Genomic DNA, 25,346 nt, shown 5'->3' with positions numbered 1-25,346 from the left:
TCAGTCCTTCACCGCTCCGCCGAGCCCCGAGACCAGGTGCCGCTGTACCAGCACGAAGAAGATCAGGACCGGAATGGTCATCAGGGTGGACGCGGCCATGATGCCGCCCCAGTCGTTCTCGTCCGGCTTGAAGAACACCATCAGCGCCGCCGGCAACGTCTGGTGGTCGGTGTCCAGGATGAACGTCTTCGCGAACACGAAGTCGTTCCACGCGGTGATGAACGAGAACACCGACGTGGCCGCGAGCCCGGGCGCCACCAGCGGGAACAGGATCCGCCACAGGATGGTGAACCGGTTCGCGCCGTCGATCCGGGCGGCCTCCTCCAGCGATTCGGGGATCGCCTTGACGAAGCCGCGCAACATCCAGATCGCGAACGGCAGCGAGAACGCCAGGTTGACCAGCATCAGCGAGCCGAGCGTGCTGAGCCCGAACCCGGGCGCGACCGAGCCGATGTCGCGGACCAGGAAGAACAGCGGGATGGTCAGCGCCTCGACCGGCACCATCTGGGCCACCAGGAACATCACCAGGATCGTGGTGCGGAACTTGAAGTCGAACCGGGTCAGCGCCACCGCGGCCAGGAACGAGACCAGGCCGGAGAGCACGACCACCACGGTCGCCACGATCAGGCTGTTGAGGAAGTAGCCACCGAAGCCGCTGACCCCGAACGCGTCGCGGAAGTTGTCCAGCGTCGGATGCCACGTCCACGGCCGCGGATCGACCGAGTTGATCTCGCCGTCCGGCTTGAGCGCGGAGAGCACCATCCAGTACAGCGGGAACACGGTCAGCAGCGCGATCACGATCGCGGTGGTGTTGGCGATCCGCCGGGACACCTTCCGGTTGCCCCGGGTGCGACGGATCCCGGCCGAACGACCGGTGGCGGCTGCCACCGGCTTCGAGACGGAAGCGCTTCCGACGCCGGGGCCGGCCCCCGAGGAAGCGGGCGAAGAGGCGGACACAGTGCTCACAGCTCCTCCCCGGAGCGACGCAGCGCGCGGATGTAGAAGACCGTGACCACGAGCAGGATCAGCGTCATCAGCACGCCGATCGCCGCGCCCAGGCTGTAGTCCGAGGACGCGAACGCCTTTTGGTAGGCGTACACGTTGAGGACCAGGTTCTGGCCGGCGATGCCGCCGCCCCCGGTCATCACGTAGATCTGGGTGAAGACCTTGAAGTCCCAGATGATCGACTGGATCACCACGATGGTCAGGATCGGCCGCAGGATCGGCAACATCACGTGCCGGAACGTGGTCCACGTGGACGCGCCGTCCAGTCGGGCCGCCTCCAGGACCGAGACCGGGATCGACTCGATGCCCGCGTACAGCGAGATCATCACGAACGGGAACGAGTGCCATACGACCACGACGCCGACCAGCGCGAACGCGGACCACTTCTCGTAGAACCAGTTGTGGCCCTGCATGCCCAGGACCTCGTTGACCAGGCCCAGGTTGGTGTCGAACAGGAACATCCACACCGTCGAGCCGGTCATCGCCGGAGCCGCCCACGCGCCGAGCGCGGCGAACAGCAGCAGCAGCCGCGGCCACTTGCCGACCCGGGTCAGCAACACCGCGAGGGCCGCGCCCACCGCGAGGGTGGCCACCACGCAGGCCGCCGCGAAGATCACGGTCTGGAGCAGCACGTCCCAGAACTGGTCGTCGCCCAGCAGGGTCGAGTAGTTGTCGAAACCGACGAACTCGGCGACCTCGCCCGCCGACGCCTGCGGCTGGCCGAACTCGAGGAAGGAGAGCAGGCCGAGCTGGTAGAGCGGGTAGCCGAACAGCGGGATCAGGATGACCGCGGACGGCAGCAGCAGCCAGAACGGCATCCACGAACGGCGCCGCCCGGTCTTGGTCTTGTTCGTGCCGCCGCGCGGGCGTGGTGGTCGTGGTCACCGTGCTACTTCCCGGCGAACGCGTTGTCGATCGCGGTCTTGGCCTCGCCCGTCGCACCCGAGACGTCGGACTTGCCGGTGACCACCTTCTGGAACATGGTCGGCACCACGGACTGCGAGTCGATCTTGGCCCACGCGGCGTCCTTGGGCACGAACTTGGTGCCCGCGTTCAGGGTGTCGATGAACGGCTTGAGCCACGGGTCCCTGGCGACCACGTCACCACGTGCCGAGGCGAGCGTGGGCAGGTTGCCCATCGCGTCGAACATCTGGAGCTGGTACTTCTTGCCGCCCAGGATCTTCATGAAGTCGACCGCGAGCGAGCGGTGCTGCGAGGACTTCATCACGCCGAGGTCGTTGCCACCGGAGAAGGCGGGCGCGATCGAACCCGGGGTGTTGCCCGGCAGCGGGACGACCGCGTACTTGCCCTTGGCCACGCCCGACTCGACCGCGCTGCGCGAGGAGTTGGGCAGGATCGCCATGCCGGCGGTGCCGGCCGCGAAGGCCTCCACCGTCTTGCCGCCGGTCAGGTCGGCGCACTGCTGCGGCGGACAGATGTCCTTGGCGAACAGGTCGGTGTACGCCTTGACGCCCGCCTGCGACTGCGCCGAGTCGATCGTGGAGACGTACTTGCCGCCCTGCTGGGTGGCGATGTCGCCGCCTCCCGCCCACAGGAACGGCAGGCCGCCGAAGGTGTACTTGCCGCCGACCGCGATGCCGAGCATGTCCGGCTTGGCCGCACGCACCTTCTTCGCGGCCTCGACCAGCTCGGCGTACGAGGTCGGCGGCTTGATGCCGAGCTCGGTGAACACGTCCGTGCGGTAGTACAGCGAGCGCAGGCCCAGCCACCACGGCAGACCGTAGGTCTTGCCGTCGACCAGCGTGGTGTCCTTGAGGTCCTTGGGCAGGTCGCCCGCCTCGGACCAGCTGCCCAGATCGGCGGAGATGTCCGCGAGACCGCCGGCCGCCACGTAGCCGAACAGGTCGGTGTTGCCGAACTCGACCACGTCCGGCGCGCTGTTCGGGTCGTTGAACGCGCCCTTCATCTTCTCCGCGCGCGGGCCCGCGTCGGTCGGTATGTAGCCGATCTCGACGTTCACCTTCGGGTGCGCGGCCTTGAAGTCGGCCACGGCCGCATTGACGACCTTTTCCTTGGGCGCGCGGTTCGCCTCGTCGTACAGCCACACCTTGAGCGTGCCGGTCTGTTCGTCGGCGGACTTCGACTTGGACGCCGTGCCCGGCGCGCACGCCGCCAGCGCGATGCCGGCCACTGCGACGGCGGCCAAACTCCGGATCTTCACGACAATTCCTCCTGCGGCGAGGCAGGCCGGAGCGATCGCGGGCGATCCCGCGACCCGAGGGTCGGCCTGTACGTCTGGACGTCTGCATCAATCGACACGAACGGGCCGCAAGGGAGGAAACATCCGGTGCGGCGTGAGCGGGACGTTAGAAAGCGGCGCCGCGTTCCGACAAGGCGTCCCGGCGAACGTTGTGCACTGCAAAACTGTGTGCTGCGAAAGTGGCACCGGGCGCTCACGGACACGTAACGTCCGTGCTCGGTCGACCCGGCGACCGCCGCACCCGGCGGTCGCCGACACCCACCGCCCTCGGCAACCGGGCGGAGACCGGCGGATACGAGCGGACACGAAGGGTAGGGAGGGCGCGCATGTACGACGTACTGCTGCGCGGCGGGCAGGTGCTCGACGGCACCGGCGCACCCGCCTTCCGGGCCGACGTCGCGATCACCGGCGACCGGATCGCCGCGATCGGCCGACTGGACGGCGCACGGGCCCACACCGAGCTCGACGCGAGCGGCCGGTACGTGGCACCCGGCTTCGTGGACGCCCACGTGCACGGGGACGCCGCCGTGCTCGACCCCGAGGTCCAGCTCGCCGCCCTGCGCCAGGGCGTGACCACCTTCGTACTCGGCCAGGACGGCCTGTCCTACGCCCCGGCGACCCCCGCCGCGCTGGCCTACGTCACCCGCTACTTCGCCGCGATCAACGGCACCCACCCCGGCCTGGGCGAGGGCCCGGTCTCGGTCGCCGACCTGCTCGCGAGCTACGACCGCACCACCGCGGTGAACACCGCCTACCTCGTCCCGCACGGCACCGTCCGGCACAGCGCACTCGGCCCCACCGCACGCGCCGCGGACGCCGCCGAACTGGCCGCGATGACCAAGGCGGTCGAACAGGGCCTGAACGAGGGCGCGTGCGGGTTGTCCACCGGCCTGGAGTACGTGCCCGGCCGCTACGCCGACACCGCCGAGCTCGCCGCCCTGCTCGCCCCGGTCGCGGCCCGCGGCCTGCCGCACGTCTCGCACATGCGCGGCTACGAGGCCGCCGCCGGCCCGGCCATGCGCGAAATGCTCGACGTGGCCCGCGCGGCCGGGGTGGCCACCCACGTCTCGCACTACCACGGCCCGGCCGAGGAACTGATCGCGATGGTGGACGCGGCCCGGGCCGAGGGCCTGGACCTCACCTACGACGCGTACCCCTACCTGCGCGGCTGCAGCATCCTGGCGATGGTCGCGCTGCCGCGCGCGCTGGACGATCCCGACCCCGACAAGGTGGTCGCCGCGCTGGCCCGACCGGCCACCCGACGGCTCCTGGCCGACGAGGTGGACCCGGCCCTGTGGCCCCGGATCACCCTCGCCCACGTGCCCGCCGCCGACTTCCGCTGGGCCGAGGGCCGGCGACTCGTGGACGCCGCCGCCGAGGTCGGCGCGAGCCCGGCCGAGTTCTGCGCCGACCTGCTGATCGCCACCGACCTGGTGGCGAGCGCCGTGTTCGACCAGCCGCCGACCAACAGCGACGAGTCGGTCCGCGCGCTGCTGCGCCACCCCGCGCACATCGGCGGCTCGGACGGCATCTACATCGGCGGCAGCCCGCACCCGCGCGGCTGGGGCGCATTCGCCCGACTGCTCGCCCGGCACGTGGTCGAACTCGGCGACTGGACCTGGGAGCAGGCCGCGGTGCACCTCGCGTCGCACCCGGCCCGCCGCTTCGGGCTGAACGACCGGGGCCTGCTCCGGGTCGGCCTGGCCGCCGACATCGCGGTGATCGACCCGACCCGGGTGGCCGACCTCGCCGACTACGGCGACGCCCGCCGGCCCGCCGCCGGCATCGACGACGTGCTGGTGGCCGGCGTCCCCGTACTCTCGTCCGGAGCCCTGACGGGTCACACGCCCGGGCGCCCGGTCGGGCCGTCCTGAGGACATGCCAGTGAACACCCACGAGCACGAGCGCGGCGCCGACGAGGCGCCCGGCGAATCGCGCGGCGAGACCCGTGCCGGAGCACGCGCCGAGGGCCCGTCGACGCCGCCGCGCAACCAGTCGGCATCCCTGCGCCGCGCCCTCGCCGTCCTGGAACAGGTCCGCGACCACGCCGGTGCCGAGGGCCTGAACCTGACCGAACTCGCCGACGCGCTCGGCCTGTCCAAGAGCACCGTGCTGCGCCTGGCCCAGCCGCTCCTGGACACCGGGCTGCTCGCCCGCGACCGCCGGCACGGCCACTTCCGGCTCGGCCCCGGCGCGCTCGCGCTCGGCCAGGCGTACCTGGCCGGCATCGACCTGCGCACCGCCGCCGCCGAGGAGGCGCACCGGCTCATGCGCGAGGCCGGCGGCACCGTGCACCTGTGCGTGCCGGACGCGCCGCACATCGTCTACATCGACAAGGTCGAGAACGAGACCGCCGTGCGGATGGCCTCGCGGATCGGCAGCCGCGCGCCGATGTACTGCACGGCCGTCGGCAAGGCGATGCTCGCCTGGCTGCCCGAGGACGTGTTCGCCCAGGTGGTGGACGCGGGCCTGCCCATCGTCACCGCCCGCACCCTCACCGATCCCGTGCTGCTGCGCACCGAACTGGCCCGGATCCGCAACCGGGGCTACTCGGTGGACGACCGGGAGAACGAGCCCGAGGTGCGCTGCGTGGCAGCGCCTATCTTCGATCACAACGACGTCGTGGTCGGAGCCCTGTCGGTCTCCGGTCTCACGTCCCGCGTCACCGCCGCGCGGGTCCGCGAGCTGGGACCTGCGGTCGCGGCGGCGGCCCTCCGTGTATCGCGCACCCTGGGAGCGACCCGATGATCCTCGACTCGTACACCAAAGGCACCTGGCTGCCGTATGAGGAACTCACCGACGACGAACTCGGCGCCGCCGAACACAGCCTGTTCGACGGCCCGTTCACGTGGCCTGTGATGGTCGCGCGCAAGTCCGCGCTGATCGCGAACGTGGCCACGATGGCCGAATACACCGCGCGCCACGGCGTGTTGTTCGCGCCACACGGCAAGACCACCATGTCGCCCGAGTTGTTCGCCGAGCAACTGGCCGCGGGCGCCTGGGGGATCACCGTGGCGACCGCGAACCAGGCGCTGGCCGCACACCGGTTCAAGGTGCCGCGGATCATTTTGGCCAACGAGGTGCTGGACGAGAAGGTGCTGCGCTGGGCCGCGACCCGACCCGACCTGCTGTTCTACGTGGACTCGCAGGCGGGTGTGCAGGTGGCCGCCCGGGCGCTGGCGGCGGTGCCCGGCGGGAAGTTGTCGGTACTGATCGAACTGGGCCGCACGGGTGGGCGGACCGGCTGCCGCGGCATCGCCGAGGGCGTCGCGCTGGCCCGGGCCGCGGCCGAGGTGCCGGGGCTGACCGTGGCGGGCGTGGCCGGCTACGAGGGCGGCCTGCCGGACGCCGCGGCGGTGTCCGGGTGGTTGCGCGAACTGGCCGCCCTGGCCGACGGGATCGCCGACCTGGTGCCGGGCACGCCGATCGTCTCGGCGGGCGGCAGTGCGTGGTTCGACGCGGTCGTGGACGTGCTCGCGCCGGACGGCAAGCCGCTCGCGGACCGCACGATCATCCTGCGAAGCGGCGCCTACGTCACGCACGACGACGGCCTGTATGCCCGGGTGACCCCGTTCGTGCGGCACCCCGAGGAGGGCTCGCTCGCGGGCGCCCTGGAGGTGTGGGCGCAGGTGGTCTCCGCGCCCGAGCCGGGTCTGGCCGTGCTCGGCGCGGGTCGTCGCGACGTGCCCTTCGATCAGGACCTGCCGATCCCGTTGCGGGTGCGCGCGCTGGACGGGACACTGCGCGAAGCGGGGCCGGCACGCGTGGTCAAGCTCGACGACCAGCACGCGTACGTCGACCTCGGCGACAGCACGATGACCCCGGGCGAGCTGGTCTGCCTGGGGATCTCGCACCCCTGTACGGCCTTCGACAAGTGGCGCGCGGTGCCGGTGGTGGACGACGACCACCGCGTCGTGGACGTGCTGAACACCCACTTCTGAGCCGGGGGCGGGCGCGAACTCCGGCTCTCGGCCCAGGATCCGCCGCCCGACCCGAACTCGACCCGATCCGGACCGACCCGACCCGACCCGATCCCGGGGCGAGCCCGAATCCGATGCCACCGACGACGCGAACCAGGCGAGAGGACATCATGACCGCCGAACCCCGGGAAGCCCCGGACGTGGTCACGCTCGGCGAGACCATGGTGCTGCTCACCGCGCCGCACATCGGCCCGCTGCGGCACGCCCGCACGCTCGACGTCGCCACCGGCGGGGCCGAGACCAACCTGGCCATCGGGATCACCCGACTGGGCAGGCGGGCCGCCTGGATCGGTCGGGTCGGTGACGACGAGTTCGGCCGGCTCGTACTGGCCGTGCTCGGCGGCGAAGGACTGGACACGCGCGGCGCGGTGGTCGACCCGGACGCGCCCACCGGGCTGATGGTCAAGGCCCGGCGGACCAGCGCGGCCACCGACGTGCGCTACTACCGTGCGGGCAGCGCCGGTTCCCGGCTCTGTCCCGAGGACGTGGACCCCGCGCTGGTGCGCTCCGCCCGGATCCTGCACGTCACCGGCATCACGCCCGCGCTGTCGGCGACCGCGCGTGCGGCGGTGCGCGCGGCCGTGGCCGAGGCGAACGCGGCCGGCGTAACGGTCTCGCTCGACCTGAACTACCGGCAGGCGCTGTGGTCGGCCGAGGACGCGGCGACCGAGTTGCGGACGCTGGCCGCCGGTGCGGACATCCTGTTCGCCACCGAGGACGAGGCCCGCCTCGTGCTCAAGGCGCCGGCGCACGCCCCGGTGCTCGACCTCGCCCGCGAACTCGGCGCGCTCGGCCCCACCCAGGTGCTGCTCAAGCAGGGTTCGCGTGGCGCCGTGGCGATCGTCGACGGCCGCGTGCACGAGGTGCCGCTGCACCGGGTACACGCGGTCGACCCGGTGGGCGCGGGCGACGCGTTCGCCGCCGGCTACCTCGCCGAGCTGCTCGAGGGCGGGACGGTGGCGGCCCGGGTGGCCACCGCCGCCGCGGCCGGCGCGTTCGCGGTCACCGTGCCCGGCGACTGGGAGGGACTGCCCCGCCGGGACGAACTGCGGCTGCTCCAACAGGACGACGCGGTCGCCCGCTGAACCCTCGGCCCACATACCGTCCGGAACACCCGAGAAACCGATCAAGGAAGTGAACCACCATGGCCCACAAGGAAATCCGCACCGACGCCGCGCCCAAGCCCGGTGGCACGTACTCGCAGGGCATCGATGCCGGCGACTTCGTCTACACCGCGGGCATGGGCCCGATCGACCCGGCCACCGGGGCGACCGTCGGCGACGACGTGGCGACCCAGACCCGCCAGGTACTGGACAACCTCAAGGCCGTGCTGGCCGAGGCCGGTCTCGACTTCAGCCACGTGGTGAAGGTGACGACCCACCTGGAGCACCTCAAGCGCGACTTCGCCGGCTACGACGAGGTCTACCGCGAGTACTTCACCGCGCCGTACCCGGTGCGCACGACGGTCGGCTCGGACCTGATGAACATCCTGGTCGAGATCGACGTGGTGGCCCGCCGCCCCTGACCTCGGCGGGAGCGGTCGGTCACAGCGGCTGGAGGAATTCCAGCCGGTTGCCCACCGCGTCCTGTGCGTAGCACCGGCGGTGGCCGGGGAACTCCCCGTCGGGGACGACCTCGGTGCCGTTCGCGGTGAGCCGGGCGATCACCTCGTCCAGGTCGGAGACCAGGATGCCGGGATGCGCCTTGCGGGCGGGCCGGAAGTCGGCCTCGACGCCGAGGTGGATCTCCAGCGTGCCGGCGCGCACCCACAGGCCGCCGCGTGCGGCCAGGACCGGCGGCTTGGCCACCTCGGTCATCCCCAGGACGTCGAGGTAGAAGGCACGGCACGCATCCTCGCTGCCGGCCGGGATGGCGAGTTGTACGTGGTGCAGGGCGAAGGAAGTCATGCGTGCATGACTACTCCACCGCCGAACCGCTGCCAACCCCGTTTCCGGCCGGGCGCCGGGCTCCGGGTGATCCGCCGTCCGGCCCGGCATTCCGACCCGGCACACGGCCCGGCCCCGCTCGATGCGTGGAAGAACGCATCGAGCGGGGCCGTGGATGCTTTTCGCGGTGTTTTCCGGGGATTTCCTCAGCCGGCGTTGACGCAGGTGTTGCCGAAGGTCGGGTTGAGTACTCCGATGAGGATGTTCACGGTGTTGCCGCAGATGTTGACCGGGATGTGAACCGGAACCTGGATGTTGTTGCCGGAGAGCACGCCGGGCGAGCCGACGGCCGCGCCGTCCGCCTCGGCACTGGCCATGGCGGGGCCGGCAGCGCCCGCGAGAGCGGCGCCCACAGTGGCGGTCAGGACGGCGGCCTTGGCGATACGCGACATCTTGTGTCGGTCCTTTCGGTTCGTACAGTCCCACCCGCGGCGGGTGGACCCTGCACAACGCGCCAGAATGCGGTCGGATACGGCGAGGCGCCCGAACGAGCGGTTGCACCGGCGAAGTTACGCCGGATGGGCGGCGGCATGCAGCCGCAGGGCCAGTTCGCGAGCCACCTGTGCGAGTTCCGCGGGTGCGGTCGCGGCCAGTGCGCCCAGCACCTCCGCCGTCGCCTCGACGACCGCGCGCGGCACCGTCACCGGGGCCAGCCCCTCCAGCACCGAACGGGTCCGCGCCGCGACCGGCGCCGGCTCGAAGGCCGGCGCCGAAGTGGCCGAACCGGCCGTGTCGATCGGGTCCCCGTCCGGCCCGGGGCCGGGAATCAGGCTGCGCAGACCTCTGGGCACGGCGGGCACTGTCATTCCACGGAAGTTAGTGCAACCGCCGCCGCGAGTTTCCCCACCGGGCGCGATTTTCGGCCATCGCCCGTAGTTTCCCTCGGGGTTTCATCCTGTCGGGTGACGGCACTGTCGGATTCGGCGGCTAACGTTCCCGCCAACCTGGTCACCGGCGCCGAGCGCCTTGTGCCGCTTGGCATTTGACGAGGTGTCACCGACATTCGCGGACAGCAGTGGAGGGAACGATCGTGGGATGGATCCGGGCGGGCGACTATGAGGTCGCCCTGCAGGACGGCAAGGTGGTGTGCCGCAATGCCAAGGGGCGGCAACTGAAGTCGGTGCCCGGAAAACTCGCCGAGGACCCGGCCGTCGTGGGCCTGCGGCAGCTCGTCGAGTGGCTGGAGCGGCACGACCGCTCGTGCCTGGACGCGGTCGAGCGTTGGATGGTCGGCTCGCTCCCGGTCCCGGTCGCGCTGCTCTCCCGAGTGTGGCCGGATCCCTCCTGGCAGCGGGTCCTGCGCGACCTGGTGGTCACCGCCGACGGCGCCGACGTGGCCGGATTCCTGCGCGGCGCGGACCCCGAGCGCGGCGTCGGCATCGTCGACCCCGACGGCGACACCGTCTACCTCGACGCACAGACCGTCCGAATCCCGCATCCGGTACTGCTGGAGGACCTGGAGGACCTGCGCGAGTTCGCCGTCGAACTGGGCGTCGAGCAGCGGGTGCAGCAGCTCTACCGCGAGGTGTGGCACCGTCCCGCGGACCTGGACGGCTCCCGCAGCGCCGTCGAGGAGTTCGCCGGCGGGCGCTACGACCAGTTGCGCTTCTTGATCGGCCGGGCCACCCAGCTGGGCTACCAGGTGCGCGGCGGCCAGGCCGTGTGCGCGGTGCTCGACGGAGACCGCGAGGTCGAGGCCCGGATGTGGCTGGGCGACTACGACGGCTACGAGTCGACCGAGACCGGCTCGGTCTCCTGGACCGAGGGCGGCAGCACGCTGACCCTGGACCGGGTCCCTCCGGTGGCCTGGTCGGAAGGCATGCGCATGGGCGCCGCGCTGTACGCGGGCCGCACGATCGAGAGCACGGAGGACGCGGCATGAACAACACCGGCACGAGCACCACCCCCGACGCCTCGCGCGGCCTGCTGGACGCGGGCGGCATCCTGCCCGTGGGCACCCTGACCGGCGACGACATCGACACGCTCACCGTGCGCACCTACCTGCACCCCGCGTTCGAGGACCGCCCGATCGTGCGGCTGGTCCCGGCGACCCTGGGCGAGGCCGAGGACCTGGCACTGGGCTTCCTGGGGCTGACCCGCGAACCGGACGCCCCCGAGGTCGGCCAGGTCCGCCGCGAGGCGCTCGGCTTCCCGGCCTGGGCCCTGGTCAACGACCCGGCCAACGGACACCACGCACTGGCCCTGGTCCGCGACATCGAGCGGCTGGACCGCCAGGCCAAGACCAGGCCCGGCGCGGCCAAGGACGGCTTCGCCGAACTGGCCGTGCGACTGGGCCGGGCCGTACCGCACTTCCTGCCCACCTTCCACGAGCAGGCCGCGCGGATCTTCCTCAAGCACGACAACAAGACCTACGCGTCCGCCTTCTTCGGCAAGGCCCGCGAGGCCGAGCAGGTGCACAACCTGCCGATCGAGGAGGAGCGGCTGCGCGCGGTCTTCCTGGAGTTCGCCTTCGCCGGCGCGCTGACCGCCAAGGCGCTCAAGGAGCACGCCAAGGCGCTGTCCGCCCGGCTGGGCCCCGAGCAGGCGTGGGTACAGTTCCGCCAACTCGCGGTCGAGCGCTGCACGGCGGGCATGCCGCCGTACGCCGGCCTGGCCGAGGACGCCCGCGCGCTGATCCGCGCGGCCGGCGGCGACCACACCGCCGAGGAGTTCGCGCTGCTGCGCGAACTGCTGGCCACCCCGGCGATCGGCCGCGCGCCGCTGTCCTTCTGGAAGGTCAACCGCAAGTCGCTGGCGACCCTGGCCGCCGCCGAGCCCGACACGCAGGCCCGCCTGCTGGAGATCCTGCCCACCCCCGGCGGCTCCACCCCGGACGCCGAACTCGACGACTTCTGGCTCGACCTGCTCGCCGAGGCCGGCGCGCTCGATCTGCTGGTCGACGGCGACCTCGCGGCCGGCGTCCGCGCCCAGTGGCTCACCCGCTGGGCCGCACACTGCCGACGCGGCTGGCGGTACAGCCCGCGCAGCGAGCGCACCGCCGACCTGGTCGCGCGGATGGCCGCCGCGCTGCGCGCCGAGTCGGTGCCGGTGTCCCTGTTCAACGGCAGCGGTTGGCATGCCGGCGTGGACATCGATCTGCTCGACGTGGCGCTGGCCGAGGGCATACCGCTGACCGACCCGGACCCCGAGGGCTCGTTCGACCTCGGCGAGTGGTGGAGCGACCAGGCCGCGGGCCGCCGCGAGCTGGCCGCGATCGCCGCCGACGAGCGTCACCTCCCACTGCTGTACCGGGGGATCGGCAGGCTCAAGGGTTCCCACCACGCGGCCACCGCCGCGCATCCCGTGCTGCGCGACGTGCTCGCGAACTGGTTGACCGAGCAGGGCGCCAAGGTCACCGCCGCGGCCGGACTGCCCGACGTCGAGCGCGAGTTCGCGGCGCTCAACGAGTTCCGTGACGTGGTCCTGGAAGTGGCCCCGGACGTGGTGAGCCGGGTCCGCGCGTTCGACGCGGTCGCGCTGCTGGCCGACACGCTGCGCGCCGGCGTCTACGACGAACTGGGCTGGCCCGCGCTGGACGAGGCGATCGAACGCTTCGGCCGCAAGAGCGAGATCCGGCTCGACGAGGCTTGGCCCGCGCTGGTGCTCTCCACCGACAAGCGCGCCATCGTGGTCGGCCCCGAGGGCATCCTGCTCGAACACGAGCTGCGCCTGCCCAAGGAACGCACCACGTGGCATCGCCCCAGCTTCCGCTACGTCGGCGGACAACTCCTGGTCGCCTGGTACAACAAGGAATACGACTGGGAGGGCTACTGGTCCGGGCGCCCGAACGAGACCTTCATGCTCACCGGCGAGAGCCCGAACGGCGGCTCGGACGCCAACCCGATGCTCTCCCTCGCGCTGCCCGACGGCGGTCGCACCACCGGCGCCCGCCCGCTGTACGCCGGCGACACCAAGCTGCCGCCGCGCCGGGGCGTGCTCACCGACGGCACCACGCACTGGTCGCTCGACTTCGACCGCAGCGAACGCAAGTGGACCGAGTACGACCCGGCCACCGGCATCCACGGCCGGGCCTCGCTGCCCGCTCCGTTCGCCGCCGCGGTCGCCGACGGTGGCTCGCTGGTGCCCGACCGGTGCGAGTTGCTGCCGCTGCTGCCCGGCCTGGAGCAGAGCCCGTTCGGCACCGACGGCACGCTGCTGGGCCGCTGGGTTCGGGTCGACGGCGACACCATCACCACGGGTTCGATGGACGGGCACACCGTCAGTGCTCCCGTGCGCACCCGGCGGCACTGGGACAAGATGCCGCTACAGGTCCCGATCGGCGCGCTGCGCCTGCCCGGCGGCGCGGCTCCCACCGTCGTCGTGGACAACGGCAACGTGTCGTTGTGGGCCGGCGATGTGCTGCTGGGCCACTGTGTCGGCAACAAGGGCGGCGTCGACGTGGCCCTGGGCAGCCGGATCGTCCCGCCGCTCGCGTTCTGGCACGCGCTGCGACCGCGCGACGAGGCCGGCTCGCTGGCACTGCGTGCGATCACCCACGAGCGGGCCGGCGAACTGGTCGCCGAGGTGCACGCCGACCACGAGCGCGCGATGGCCGAGTATGCGATCGCCAAGAAGTCCTCGGACAAGGCGGTCCGACCCGACACGCTGCGGATCGACCCGGTGCACCGGTTGCTGCCCGAGCTGGGCCACGCCGGCCTGGTGCGCTGCGTCGCCGGGCTGGCCCGGGACACCGCCCGACTGGCCCGGCGCCTACGCGACTTCGGCAAGGTCACCGTCAAGGAGCAGAAGGCCCGCGCGGTGCCCACCGGTCCCGCCCACGGCCAGGACTCCGAACTGCGCGAGGCGCTCGCCGGGATCGCGGGCACCGGCCGGTACAGCTACTACGGCAACTCGGGCGCACCCGCGTGGACCACGGTGAACCACATCGCCGCGGTGACCGAGGCCCTGGCCCGTACCGACGGCCCGGCCGAGTGGACCACCGAGTCCGGTCGGCTGGCCGATCCGCACGTCTCGTGGCACGAACTGCTCGACCACCGGGCCGCGATGCTCGCCCGCGCGCTGTCCCCGTTCACCTCCGGGGAGCACCGCGCGTCGCTGCTCGTGGTGCTGGAGGCGCTCGCCGCCGGCCCGCTGGGCACGCCCGCCGGCACGCTGCGCAAGGTCGTCCTGTGCGAGCCGAGCGCCAAGAAGGGCAAGGACCGCAAGCGCCAGGGCCGGACGATCCGTCGCGGCGACCGTACGGTGTTCATCCTGGACAGCCAGTACACCTACGGCGACAAGGACCACTGGGTCGCGCTCGACCACGACCCCTCGGGGCGATTCGAGGCGATCGACGGCTTCACCACGCACGAGGAACACCGCTACGTCGAGCCGATGTCCCCCGAGCGGGTCGCCGCGGTGGTGCGCGGGATCCGCGAACACGGCCCCGTGGCATGGCGGCCGGAGGCGGTGCAGACCCTGGTCGAGGGCACCGGCCTCGGTCGCGCCGAGGCGAGCGTGTTGCTGGCCGGCCTGATCGCCGGCGACCTCGACAAGGACCAGCGGGCCGTGCTCGGGCTCAAGGCCGCGGAGGCGACGAGCGCCCGCGAACAACTGGACCGGCTCGACGGCACCGCGCGGGCCGGCGTCCTGGGCGCGCTGATACCCGAGCGGGCCGAGGATGTCCCCACCCTGTGGACGACGGGCCACGACCTCGCGGCCGGCTGCCGGGCGTGGGACGCGGCGTTCGGCCGGGTGTTGCGGCTGCCCGAGGAGGTCGCGGCGGACGTTCGCGGCATCTCCGCCGCCGCGTTCGAGTACGTGCTCTCACCGGAATCGTGCAGGTGGATCACCGGCACCTCCACCCACACGTTGGACAAGGACGGCCGGCTGCGTGCCTCCGACAGCGAGGCGGTGCCCAGCGGCCACGGCCTGAACGCCATGGTGACCGCGCTCGCCTGGCTCGCCTACCGGCTGCCCTACGGCGATCCGCTGCGCGCGCACCTGCCGCACGTGCTCGGCCTGCTGCGCACCCGCATGGCCGACCCGGGCCTGGTGTTCGACCTGGACATCGAGTACGCGGAGCGCGGCAACACCGCGACCCTGCTGCGCGAGGCGGTCGGACTGCCCGCCACCGGCGGCGCCGATCCGGACGGCATCCTCCGGATCGAGGACCGCTTCTGGCTCCGGCCCTGGTACGGCGAGAGCGAGTTCGCCGAGGTCCGGCCGGCCGGCTTCACCGGCGCCGACGACCCGTGGTTCGACCGGGTGATCGCGCTCCGCGGCGCCGCGCCTTCGACCAACTTCGAGTCCTTCCGCCGGATCCTGGACCCGGCCTTCGAGGAACTCCTGCGCGCCGACGGCCCGCCCGGCATCCAGCAGGACCCGGCGTACGCGGTGCCCGACCTGGTCGGCGAGGTGGCCAAGACGCACGGCATCGGCGAGGACGCGGCGGTCCTCTACCTCCAGTTGCTCGCCCTGCCGGACCCCACGGACCGTCAGGTCGCCCGCTGGACCGGCTGGAAGCCCGCGCGGCTGAAGAAGGCCCGCACCGAACTCGCGGCCGGCGGCCTGGTCGTCGAGGCCAAGCGCTCGCGCGCCGGCCGCACGCTGTTCCTGCCCGGCGGCTGGTCCGCGCTGAAGAACCCGGCGCTGCCGCTGGAGACCTGGAAGGAAGGGCTCTACGCACAGCCCACGCACACCGCGGTCGTGCCCGACTGCCCGGTGCCCGAACTGTTCCGCCGGGCCTGGCAGCGGGTCCTGGACGGCGATGCGCCAGGCTTCGAACAACTCGTCACCCGCACCACCCGGAAGGGCCGCCGCTGATGGCAACCGCAACCGAACCCGCCGCGGGCGCGCGCCAGGTACAACCGCCCGAGGACCTGTACGCCCTCGAACTCGCCTTCCTGGCCGCCCACGACCGCGGCCCGCGCCCGCCGGCCTGGCGGCTGACCCCGCGCGCGGTGGTCACCTTCGTGATGGGCAGCGGCGACGAACTCAAGCTGCCGGAACCGGTCGACGGTCTCCCGCGCACGCTGACCATCGGCGCCAAGTTCGTCGGCGAACGAGCCCTCGTCGAGCGCTGCGTGGTCACCCTCGCCGGCGAACGCGGCCTGCTCCTGGTGGGCGAGCCCGGCACCGCCAAGTCGATGTTGTCCGAACTGCTGGCCGCCGCCGTGTGCGGCACCAGCGGGCTCACCGTGCAGGGCACCGCGGGCACCACCGAGGACCAGCTCAAGTACGGCTGGAACTACGCGCTGCTGCTCGCCCAGGGCCCCAGCCGCGGCGCCCTGGTGCCCTCGCCGGTGCTCACCGCGATGACCACCGGCGCGGTGGCCCGGATCGAAGAGGTCACCCGCTGCCTGCCCGAGGTGCAGGACGCGCTGGTCTCGCTGCTGTCCGAGCGCCGGATCGCCGTGCCGGAACTCGCGGGCGGCGCCGACGCACAAGTGCACGCCGCACCCGGCTTCACCCTGATCGCCACCGCGAACCTGCGCGACCGGGGCGTCTCGGAGATGTCCGCCGCCCTCAAGCGCCGGTTCAACTTCGAGACGGTCGGCCCGATCGGCGACCACGACGCGGAGATCGCGCTGGTCCGTCGCCAGGCCAGGGCCGCGGTGGAACGCACCGGGACCGCATATGGCGTCGACGACACGGTCCTGGAGGTGCTGGTCACCGCGTTCCGCGACCTGCGCACCGGCCGCTCCGCCGAGGGCTGGGAGATCGAACGCCCCTCCACCGTGCTGAGCACCGCCGAGGCGGTCGCGGTGGCGTCCTCGCTCGCGCTGGCCGCCGCCTACTTCCCGGGTGACCGGGACGTGCTGAGCCTGCTTCCGGGACACCTGCTCGGCGTCGCGAAGAAGGACGACCCGGCCGACGCCGCCCGGCTCCTGTCCTACTGGGACGCCGCGGTGCGCCGCCGCGCGGAACACGGCTCGGCCACCTGGCGCACCCTGTGGGACCTGCGCGGAGTCCTGGAGGGCTGACGAGGTGTCGACCACACGTACGGACGGGCCCATCGACGAGGCCCGTCCGGCCGCCGCGCGCCTGGCCGCGTCCCGGCAGCCGTACCTGATCGGCGTGCGCCACCACGCCCCCTCGCTCGCCGCCGCGGTGCCGGCCCTGCTGGACGCGGCCCGTCCCGACGTGCTCCTCGTCGAACTGCCGCACGAGGCCGCGCCCTGGCTCGAATGGCTCGCACACGAGGACACCCGCGCACCGATCGCCCTGGCCGGCACCGGTCCGAACGGCCTCGGCTTCTACCCGTTCGCCGACTTCTCGCCGGAGTTGGCGGCACTGCGCTGGGCCGCCCGCAACGGCGTCCCGGCGATCCCGTGCGACCTCCCGCTGGGCCACCCCGGCTGGGACCGCACCGACCACGCGCCCGACGGCGCCGGCGACGGGGAGCGCGACGACGAGGGTGCGGTGGCCGATGCGGGCGGGCTGCGCGCCGCGCTGCGCGACCGGCTCACCGGCCGGGCGGGCGACGACCTGTGGGACCGGCTGGTCGAGGCCACCGCACCCGGCTCCACCGCCGAGGCGATCCGTCGGGCCGCGCTCACCGTCGGCTGGGCCCTGCGCCGCGACGCGGGCACCATGGACCCGGTCGACCTGCGCCGTGAGGCATGGATGCGCGCCACGCTGCACGAGGCGACCACAGCCGGTGCGCGTGCCGCGGTGGTGCTCGGCGCATTCCACGCGCCGGCCCTGCTGGAGCAGGACACCACCGCACCCGCCGCCGAGATCGCCGACGTCACGATGTCGCTGATCCCGTACACCTACCCGCTCCTGGACGCACGTTCCGGCTATCCGGCCGGCATCCGCGACCCGGAGTGGCAGCAGAGCGTGCTGGAATCCGGCGGCGACCCGGCCGCGCTGCACGAGGCGCTGATCGCCGCGGCCGTGCGGATCTGCACCGACCTGCGCGGCCAGGGCCACCCCAGCGGCCCGGCCGACGCCCGGGAGATCGTGCGCCTCGCGGGCGACCTGGCCAACCTGCGCGGACTGCCCGCGGCGGGCCGCGGCGAACTGCTCGAAGCGGTCCAGACCGTGCTCACCCACGGCGAGCCGCTGGGCCGGGGTCGATCGGTGGCCCGCGCGCTCGAACGTGTCCTGGTCGGCAAGCGGGCCGGCCGCCCCGCACCGGCCGCACCGCGCAGCGGCCTGGGCCCCGAGGTGGAGCGCCGGATCGCCGAACTGGGCCTGCCCGGCCCCGCCGACCCGGCCGAACGCGACCTGCGCCTGGACCCGCTGCGCAGCGACCTGGACCGGCGCCGCGAACTGCTCCTGCAACAACTGACGACCTGTCGGATCCCGTACGCCGAACCGGTCGCGGTGGTCGGCGCCGGCGGCGCGGACGCGGTCACCACCCGCTGGCGGGTGCGCTGGACCCCGTCCGCGGCGGCCCTGTTGGACGCGGCCGGCATGAAGGGCGTGACCCCGGAACAGGCCGCCGAGGGCACCCTGCGCGCGCAGCACCGAGCCGAACTCGACGAGGGCGGCCCCACCGCGGAACAGATCCTCACCGGCCTGGAACGCGCCGCCGCCTGCGGCCTGACCGAGCTCACCGCCGCCAGGATGACCGAGGCCGGCACCATCCTGCCGACCATCGCCACCCTCCCGAACCTGCTCACCGCCCTGACCTTGACCGACCGCATCCGCGCAGGCCACCTGGGCATCGAACGCCCGCCCACCCCGAACCGGTCCACCGCCGACGCCGCTCCCACTCCGGAGTCGGCCACGCGCCCGGGAACCACCGCGGCCGTCCCGGAGTCGGCCACGCGCCCGCGCACCGACGCCGCTGCTCCCGACCCGGAGTCGGCCGCACCCCCCGGCACCGCCGCGACCGAACCCGACCCGAAGTCGGCCGTGCTCACCGACGCCGGCGAGGACATCACCCAGACCCTGCTCACCGCCGCCGTGCGCCACCTCGACGGCCTGACCGGATCCGACGACCCGGCCGACGCCCGGGCCCTGGCCGATCTGGCCGAGCGCGCCGATACGTTCGGCGGGATCCGACTGCACTCGGGCCTGGCCCGGCTGGCCGCCGACGGCTCGCCGCTGATGTCCGCCGCGGCCGGTGCGGTCCGGGTCCTGCTCGGCCACGAGGATGCGGCCGCCCTCGGCGACCGGATCGGCTCCTGGATCGACACCGCGACCACCCCGCCCGCCCGGGCCGACCTGACCCGCCGACTCACCGGACTGCTCACCGCGGCCGGCCCGCTCCTGCAGACCGGCGGCCCGGTCCTGACGGCGCTCCTGAACCGCGTCGACACCCTGGCCGACCGCCCGTTCCTGGACCGACTGCCGGCCCTGCGCGGCGGCTTCGACACCCTCAGCCCCGCGGCCCGCGATCGGGTACTCGACGCGGTGGCCGACCACCTGGGCGACCGGGTGGACACCGACGCCGACCCGATCGACCTGGCCCGCTGGACCACCGCCGACCTGACCGCCCGAGAAGCCCTCACCCACCGCGGCCTGCTACCCACCCCCACCGCCCACCCCACCCCCGAAACCGAGCCCACCTCGGGATCCGAGCCCGCCCTCGAAACCGCCCCCGGCACCAGGCCGCGAGGCCCCGTCGGCTCGCCCGGCGCCCTGATCCCGCAGCCCTCGAATCCCGCGCAACGGGTGAGCGAGTGGGCACAGGCACCAACCCCACCCGACCAAACCGCGACCGCGGCCCCGCCCCCCACCCACGACCTCCCCGGCGCCCACCGCTGGAAGCTGATCCTCGGCCGCCGCTCCGACCGCCTCCGGGGCAACGCCGGCAAGATGGCCACCGCGCTCGACGAGCTCTACGGCACCGGCCGAGGCGAAGGCTCCCGCAGCGACCTCGGCGACGGCAACGGTGGCGGCCGGGAAGCCCCCTACCCCGGCGTCCGGGAATGGTCCGAGGAGCTGATCACCCTCTTCGGCTCCGAGATCCGCGAGGAGGTCCTGGCCGCCGCCGCGGCAGCCGGCCGTACCGACGTCCTCACCCACCTCGACCCCGCCGCGGCCCGCCCCTCCGTGGACCTGCTCAAGACCGTGTTGGCCCACGCCGGCGGCCTCCCGGAGGCCAAACTCGCGCTGCTGCGCCCGCTGATCGCCCGGATCGTCGCCGAACTCACCCGCGAACTCGCCACCCGGCTGCGGCCCGCCCTCACCGGCATCACCACCCCACGGCCCACCCGGCGCCCCGGCGGCGCACTCGACCTGCCGCGCACCCTGCGGGCCAACCTCACCACCGCCCGCCGCGCGGCGGACGGCACCGTGGCCGTCGTCCCGGAGCGGCCGATCTTCCGCACCCGGTCGGGCCGCAGCAACGACTGGCGGCTGATCCTGGTCGTGGACGTGTCCGGCTCGATGGAGGCGTCGACCATCTGGTCCGCGCTCACCGCGTCGATCCTGGCCGGCGTCCCGTCGCTGAGCACGCACTTCCTGGCGTTCTCCACCGAGGTGATCGACCTCACCGAGCACGTCCACGACCCGCTCGGCCTGCTCCTGGAGGTCGAGGTCGGCGGCGGCACGCACATCGCCGCCGGTCTGCGCGCCGCCCGCGAACTGGTCACCGTGCCCTCACGCACGCTGATCACCGTGATCAGCGACTTCGAGGAGGGCTACCCCCTGGGCGGCCTGCTCGGCGAGGTGCGCACCCTGGCCTCGGCCGGCTGCCACATCCTGGGCTGCGCGAGCCTGGACGACTCGGGCCGCCCGCGCTACTCCGCCGCCGTCGCCGGCAGCCTCGTCGCCGCCGGCATGCCGGTCGCCGCCCTGAGCCCCACCGAACTGGCCCGCTGGGTCGGAGAGAAGGTCCGATGAGCACGCAGGGCCTGCCACCCGTCGCGCCGGACGTCACCGCCGACATCATCGAGGCACTCACCCCGCGCCTGCGCAAACGCCTGGACGCCGCGATCGGCAAACTCGCCGCCTGCCCGATCGCCCGCGACGGCGACACCGTGCGGATCACCGTCGGCGAGGACGCCGAACTGACCCTGTCCATCCCGAGCGGATCGGTCACCCGCGCCGAAGACCTGCGCTGCTCGTGCCTGTTGGCCCCGGCGTGCGTACACCGCGCCGCGGCCGCCGCCGCGGCCCCGGTCGCCGACAGTGCACCCCCACCCGCACCGGACACCTCGAACGCCCCGGACACCTCGGCCACTTCCACCGAGGCCGCCGACCCCGACACCGCCGCGGAACGGGACCAAACCCCCGGACTCACCGAAGCCGAACCCACCGCGGCCGAACGCGCCGCCGCCGACGCGCTGTGGAGCGCCGGCGCCGCGATCGTGGACGCCGGCGTGGACACCGCGGGCGCCGTGCTCCAGGCCGGCCTGTTGCGCGCCGCGCACACCGCACGCCTGGCCGGGCTGCACCGCGCGTCCGCCGCCGCCGTCGCGGTGGCCACCGGCCTGCGAGCCGCCCGGACCGGCGATCCCGCCTACCGACTCGCCGAGCTGGTCGCCGCGCTGCGCGAACTGCTCGACGTGGCACACACCCTGCGCACCTCGACCGGGGGGTCGGCGCAGGCCCTCGACGTGTTGCGCGGCACCTCCCGCCGGGCCTACGCACCGGCCGGGTCGTTGCGGCTGTACGGGCTGTTCACCGAACCCGTGCTGACCGCCCGCGGTTTCGCGGGCGCGGTGACCACCACCGTCGATTCGACCGGCACCCTGCGCACCATCGGCGACGTCGCCCCCGGCGGCGCCGATCGCGCGGTCGGCGCCGCGACCCGGGCGATCCGGGTCGGCGACACCTCCATCGACCCGGCCGCGCTCACCCGCGCCGGTCTGGTCGTCTCCGGCGCCACCGCGTCCGCGGGCGGGCGGCTCGGCGCCGGCCAGGGGGTGCGCGCCGCCCGGGCGAGCGGTGCCGCCTGGACCGACGAGCCGCTCGGCGCGCTGTGGGACGTCCCACCGGCCACCCAGGTCGACCGCGTGGTGAGCCACCGCGATCTCCCCCCGGACGATCGCCCCGCGGGCGCCGACCTGCTCTTCCTCGACGTCACCGTGCTCGGCCCGACCCCCGGCGCCCGGGACCGGGTCCGTGCCGTCTGCGCCGACCTGGACGTGCACCTGCTCGTCGCGCACGCCGACCCGGCCTTCGCCTACCGCGACAACCTGCGGCTGCTGGCGACCTGCCCGGGACTGCGGCTGCGACTGATCGGCCGACTCGAACCCGGCGCGGACCGGGCGGTCCGGGTGCTCGCGGTCGGCATCCCGCCGGGCGAGGGACCGACCCTGCGGCTGGTCGAGGACCGCCTGGGCCGGGTCGACCTGGGCCTGGACCGCCTGCACCGCGCCGACCTCCCGGCCGCCGCGGCACCCCCCACCGCGGCCGTCGCGACCGAGGAACTCCCGGCCGGCCCGCTGTACCTGATGCACCGTCACGTAGAGCGAGCGATCAGCGGTGGTCGGCCGGTGCTCGCGCTGGCCGGTTCCACCGCCGCCGACACCGCCCGACTGCGCCGGGTCGGGCTGAGCACGGGAGCGAGCCTGGTCGAGCGGCTCACGCACGTCGCGGCGGGCCGCGAACGGGATGTTTTCGGGCGTCTTCGCGCGGGTGACAACGACCTTTTGTCCGCTGCGTGGCTGGCCGCCGCCGTCTACGCGCAAACCGTCGAAGGCGCTCTGACCAGGGCTGTTTGGTCCGCCGAGTAGTCGAGCCGAGGGCGTTGCGCCAATCGATTTCCGATCGGTGACAGGCAGCGTGTATGGTTTTCCTGCTCGCCCCAATAGCTCAGTCGGTAGAGCGTCTCCATGGTAAGGAGAAGGTCTACGGTTCGATTCCGTATTGGGGCTCAGACGATGGGATCCCCGCCTGGGAACAGGCGGGGGCCTCGTTGAGGCGGCGTAGCTCAGTCGGTAGAGCAAGCGGCTCATAATCGCTGTGTCACCGGTTCAAGTCCGGTCGCCGCTACCAAGCGAGCCGATTCGGGGGAGACTCCGCATCGGCTGCTTTTGCTGTATTCACCCCTGACCGCAAGGAAGGCACTCCAGTGGCTGCCACCGACGTCCGCCCGAAGATCACGCTGGCCTGCGTGGAGTGCAAGGAGCGGAACTACATCACCAAGAAGAACCGGCGTAACGACCCGGACCGTCTTGAGATGAAGAAGCACTGCCCCCGCTGCAACGCGCACACCGCGCACCGCGAAACCCGCTAGGCGGTTCGCACCACGACACCGACGAGGCCACTCCCCGCGAGGGGGGTGGCCTCGTTGCCGTATTCTCCGCAGCGTTGCCCACACCGGCCCGCCACCCACCAGGGAGAACCGCTTCATGCCGCTGGACACGAAGTTCATCGGGCGGACGTATCCGCCCACCGAGCCGTACGAGGTGGGCCGGGAGAAGATCCGCGAGTTCGCCGCCGCGATCGGTGACGCCGATCCCGCGTACAACGACCCGGAGGCGGCCAAGGCGCTCGGCCACCCGGACGTGATCGCGCCGCCGACGTTCGCGATCGTGGTCACCATGCGCGCCGCCGACCAGGTGGTCTACGACCCCGAACTCGGCCTCGACTACTCGCGCGTCGTGCACGGCGACCAGAAGTTCACCTACACGCGCCCGGTCCGCGCGGGTGACCGGCTGACCGTGGTGACCACCGTGGACAACATCAAGTCCCTCGCGGGCAACGACATCCTCACCACCCGCGCCGAAGTGACCACCGTGGAGGGCGAACACATCGTCACCGCGCTCTCGACCCTGGTGGCCCGCGGCGCGGCCGACGACTCGGAGGCCTGATCATGACCGCCAAGATCTCCTTCGACGACGTCGCGGTCGGCACCGAACTGCCCGCGCGTAGCTTCCCGGTCACCCGGGAGACCCTGGTCCGCTACGCGGGCGCGTCGGGTGACTTCAACCCGATCCACTGGAACGGCCGGTTCGCCACCGAGGTCGGCCTGCCGGACGTGATCGCGCACGGCATGTTCACCATGGCCGAGGCCGCGCGGGTGGTCACCGACTGGCTCGGCGACCCGGGCGCGCTGATCGAGTTCGGCGTGCGCTTCACCAAGCCGGTCGTGGTTCCGGACACCGCCGAGGGCGCGACCATCGAGGTCACCGGCAAGGTCGCGGTGCTCCTGGACGACCGCCGGGCCCGGGTGGACCTGCTGGTCACCGCCGGTGGCGCCAAGGTCCTGGGCGTGCCCCGGGCCGTGGTCCAGCTGGCCTGAGCACCGGCCCGATCGCGGGATGCGAGAATCCAACGGTGCAGCCTGAAACCGACGCGCCTCTCGCCTCCCTGACCACCCTCCGCCTCGGCGGTCCGGCCCGTCGGCTCCACACGGCCACGACCACCGACGCGGTGCTGGCGACCGTCCGCGCCGCCGACGAGCAGGGCACCCCGTTGCTCGTGCTCGGCGGCGGCAGCAACCTGGTCGTCGGCGACGACGGCTTCCCGGGCGACGTGCTGCGAATCGCCACCACCGGACTGCACATGGACGGCACCGACCTGAGCGTCGAGGCCGGCGTGCCGTGGGACGACGTGGTCACCGCCGCCGTCGCCGCGGGTCTGTCCGGCATCGAATGCCTCGCCGGCATCCCGGGCAGCACCGGCGCCACCCCGGTGCAGAACGTCGGCGCCTACGGCCAGGAGGTCGCCGAGACGATCACCTCGGTCGAGGTCTACGACCGGACCGAGCGCGGCCCGCGCACGCTGACCGCCGCCGAGTGCCGCTTCACCTACCGGCACAGCGTCTTCAAGGGCGATGACCGCTTCGTGGTGCTGCGCGTGTGCTTTCGCCTGCGCGACGACGCGGGCCGCTCGGCACCGATCCGGTACGCCGAACTGGCACGTACGCTCGGCGTCGAGCCGGGCGAGCGGGTCCCGGTCGCGGCGGCCCGCGCGGCGGTGCTGGACCTGCGGCGCGGCAAGGGCATGGTGCTGGACCCGGCCGACCACGACACCTGGAGCGCGGGCTCCTTCTTCACCAACCCGATCCTGACCCACGACGCCTTCGCCGAACTGACCGCGCGGACCGCGCGGCACCTGGGCCCCGACGTCGCCCCGCCGTGCTACCCGTCCGGCGCCGACCACGTGAAGACCTCCGCGGCCTGGCTGATCGAACGGGCCGGCTTCACCAAGGGCTACGGACAGGGCCGGGCGCGGATCTCCACCAAGCACACACTGGCGCTGACCAACCGCGGTCGGGCCAGCACCGAGGACCTGCTCACCCTGGCCCGCGAGGTCCGCGACGGCGTCCACGAAACCTTCGGCGTGACCCTGATCAACGAACCGGTCCTGATCAACGCCAAGCTCTGACCCGATCCCAGGGCC

At 73.0% G+C, this 25,346-nt stretch carries 20 protein-coding genes and 2 tRNA genes; 16 read left to right on the top strand and 6 right to left on the bottom strand.

What is annotated here, in order from left to right:
- The 3 genes from ACZOOI_RS10960 to ACZOOI_RS10950 form a co-directional block, all read right to left on the bottom strand.
- Complete coding sequence (locus ACZOOI_RS10960) at nt 1-888, bottom strand: carbohydrate ABC transporter permease (RefSeq protein WP_465280485.1); 888 nt, start codon at nt 886-888, stop codon at nt 1-3.
- Between the two features lie 74 nt (nt 889-962).
- Complete coding sequence (locus ACZOOI_RS10955; RefSeq protein WP_465280484.1) at nt 963-1,823, bottom strand: carbohydrate ABC transporter permease; 861 nt, start codon at nt 1,821-1,823, stop codon at nt 963-965.
- 71 nt (nt 1,824-1,894) lie between these two features.
- Nucleotides 1,895-3,187, bottom strand: coding sequence for an extracellular solute-binding protein (locus tag ACZOOI_RS10950; protein ID WP_465280483.1), 1,293 nt, complete (start codon nt 3,185-3,187; stop codon nt 1,895-1,897).
- 365 nt (nt 3,188-3,552) lie between these two features.
- Between ACZOOI_RS10950 and ACZOOI_RS10945 the strand changes: the two genes are divergently transcribed.
- The 5 genes from ACZOOI_RS10945 (at nt 3,553) to ACZOOI_RS10925 (ending at nt 8,731) form a co-directional block, all read left to right on the top strand.
- A complete protein-coding gene (locus ACZOOI_RS10945) occupies nt 3,553-5,100 on the top strand; it encodes an N-acyl-D-amino-acid deacylase family protein (RefSeq protein WP_465280482.1) in 1,548 nt (515 codons plus the stop codon).
- Between the two features lie 10 nt (nt 5,101-5,110).
- A complete protein-coding gene (locus tag ACZOOI_RS10940) occupies nt 5,111-5,974 on the top strand; it encodes an IclR family transcriptional regulator (protein WP_465280481.1) in 864 nt (287 codons plus the stop codon).
- On the top strand, nt 5,971-7,167 hold the full coding sequence (locus ACZOOI_RS10935) for a type III PLP-dependent enzyme domain-containing protein (protein WP_465280480.1): 1,197 nt from the start codon (nt 5,971-5,973) through the stop codon (nt 7,165-7,167). The genes ACZOOI_RS10940 and ACZOOI_RS10935 overlap by 4 nt, the downstream gene beginning before the upstream one ends.
- A gap of 149 nt (nt 7,168-7,316) precedes the next feature.
- Nucleotides 7,317-8,291 carry a sugar kinase gene (locus ACZOOI_RS10930; RefSeq protein ID WP_465280479.1) on the top strand — a complete coding sequence of 325 codons (975 nt, stop codon included), beginning with the start codon at nt 7,317-7,319 and terminating at the stop codon, nt 8,289-8,291.
- Nucleotides 8,292-8,350: 59 nt separating this feature from the next.
- Nucleotides 8,351-8,731 carry a RidA family protein gene (locus tag ACZOOI_RS10925; protein WP_020549267.1) on the top strand — a complete coding sequence of 127 codons (381 nt, stop codon included), beginning with the start codon at nt 8,351-8,353 and terminating at the stop codon, nt 8,729-8,731.
- Between the two features lie 19 nt (nt 8,732-8,750).
- Here the strand turns inward: ACZOOI_RS10925 and ACZOOI_RS10920 are convergent, their stop codons facing one another.
- From ACZOOI_RS10920 to ACZOOI_RS10910, 3 genes are all read right to left on the bottom strand, one after another.
- Nucleotides 8,751-9,113, bottom strand: coding sequence for a VOC family protein (locus ACZOOI_RS10920; RefSeq protein ID WP_391585417.1), 363 nt, complete (start codon nt 9,111-9,113; stop codon nt 8,751-8,753).
- 185 nt (nt 9,114-9,298) lie between these two features.
- Nucleotides 9,299-9,544: a chaplin gene (locus tag ACZOOI_RS10915; RefSeq protein ID WP_465280478.1), complete on the bottom strand. Its 246-nt coding sequence runs from the start codon at nt 9,542-9,544 to the stop codon at nt 9,299-9,301.
- 117 nt (nt 9,545-9,661) lie between these two features.
- Nucleotides 9,662-9,958, bottom strand: a complete 297-nt coding sequence (locus ACZOOI_RS10910) for a hypothetical protein (protein ID WP_465280477.1) — start codon at nt 9,956-9,958, stop codon at nt 9,662-9,664.
- Between the two features lie 224 nt (nt 9,959-10,182).
- Between ACZOOI_RS10910 and ACZOOI_RS10905 the strand changes: the two genes are divergently transcribed.
- The 11 genes from ACZOOI_RS10905 (at nt 10,183) to ACZOOI_RS10855 (ending at nt 25,331) form a co-directional block, all read left to right on the top strand.
- Entirely contained in the window at nt 10,183-11,034 is an 852-nt protein-coding gene (locus ACZOOI_RS10905; RefSeq protein WP_465280476.1) for a DUF4132 domain-containing protein, read from the top strand.
- The gene (locus tag ACZOOI_RS10900; RefSeq protein WP_465280475.1) at nt 11,031-15,917 is read left to right on the top strand and encodes a hypothetical protein; all 4,887 of its coding nucleotides are present in this window, start codon (nt 11,031-11,033) and stop codon (nt 15,915-15,917) included. Before ACZOOI_RS10905 ends, ACZOOI_RS10900 begins: the two co-directional genes overlap by 4 nt.
- Nucleotides 15,917-17,077, top strand: coding sequence for an ATP-binding protein (locus ACZOOI_RS10895; protein WP_465280474.1), 1,161 nt, complete (start codon nt 15,917-15,919; stop codon nt 17,075-17,077). The genes ACZOOI_RS10900 and ACZOOI_RS10895 overlap by 1 nt, the downstream gene beginning before the upstream one ends.
- A gap of 4 nt (nt 17,078-17,081) precedes the next feature.
- Nucleotides 17,082-20,894 carry a vWA domain-containing protein gene (locus ACZOOI_RS10890; protein WP_465280473.1) on the top strand — a complete coding sequence of 1,271 codons (3,813 nt, stop codon included), beginning with the start codon at nt 17,082-17,084 and terminating at the stop codon, nt 20,892-20,894.
- Nucleotides 20,891-22,732 (top strand): hypothetical protein, encoded by a 1,842-nt coding sequence (locus ACZOOI_RS10885; RefSeq protein WP_465280472.1) that lies wholly within the window; start codon nt 20,891-20,893, stop codon nt 22,730-22,732. The genes ACZOOI_RS10890 and ACZOOI_RS10885 overlap by 4 nt, the downstream gene beginning before the upstream one ends.
- A gap of 68 nt (nt 22,733-22,800) precedes the next feature.
- Nucleotides 22,801-22,873: transfer RNA gene (locus ACZOOI_RS10880), tRNA-Thr, on the top strand.
- A 45-nt stretch (nt 22,874-22,918) separates the two neighbouring features.
- Nucleotides 22,919-22,994: transfer RNA gene (locus ACZOOI_RS10875), tRNA-Met, on the top strand.
- 76 nt (nt 22,995-23,070) lie between these two features.
- A complete protein-coding gene (gene rpmG, locus ACZOOI_RS10870) occupies nt 23,071-23,235 on the top strand; it encodes a 50S ribosomal protein L33 (RefSeq protein WP_004571794.1) in 165 nt (54 codons plus the stop codon).
- 115 nt (nt 23,236-23,350) lie between these two features.
- Entirely contained in the window at nt 23,351-23,812 is a 462-nt protein-coding gene (locus ACZOOI_RS10865) for an FAS1-like dehydratase domain-containing protein (protein WP_465280471.1), read from the top strand.
- A gap of 2 nt (nt 23,813-23,814) precedes the next feature.
- Nucleotides 23,815-24,243: a MaoC family dehydratase gene (locus ACZOOI_RS10860; RefSeq protein ID WP_391585407.1), complete on the top strand. Its 429-nt coding sequence runs from the start codon at nt 23,815-23,817 to the stop codon at nt 24,241-24,243.
- 35 nt (nt 24,244-24,278) lie between these two features.
- A complete protein-coding gene (locus ACZOOI_RS10855) occupies nt 24,279-25,331 on the top strand; it encodes a UDP-N-acetylmuramate dehydrogenase (RefSeq protein WP_465280470.1) in 1,053 nt (350 codons plus the stop codon).
- Nucleotides 25,332-25,346 lie beyond the last annotated feature (15 nt).

It is taken from the genome of Embleya sp. L77 (genome assembly GCF_055557415.1).
Note: the sequence above shows the minus strand (reverse complement) of the source record. Positions and strands in the feature narration are given on the sequence as shown.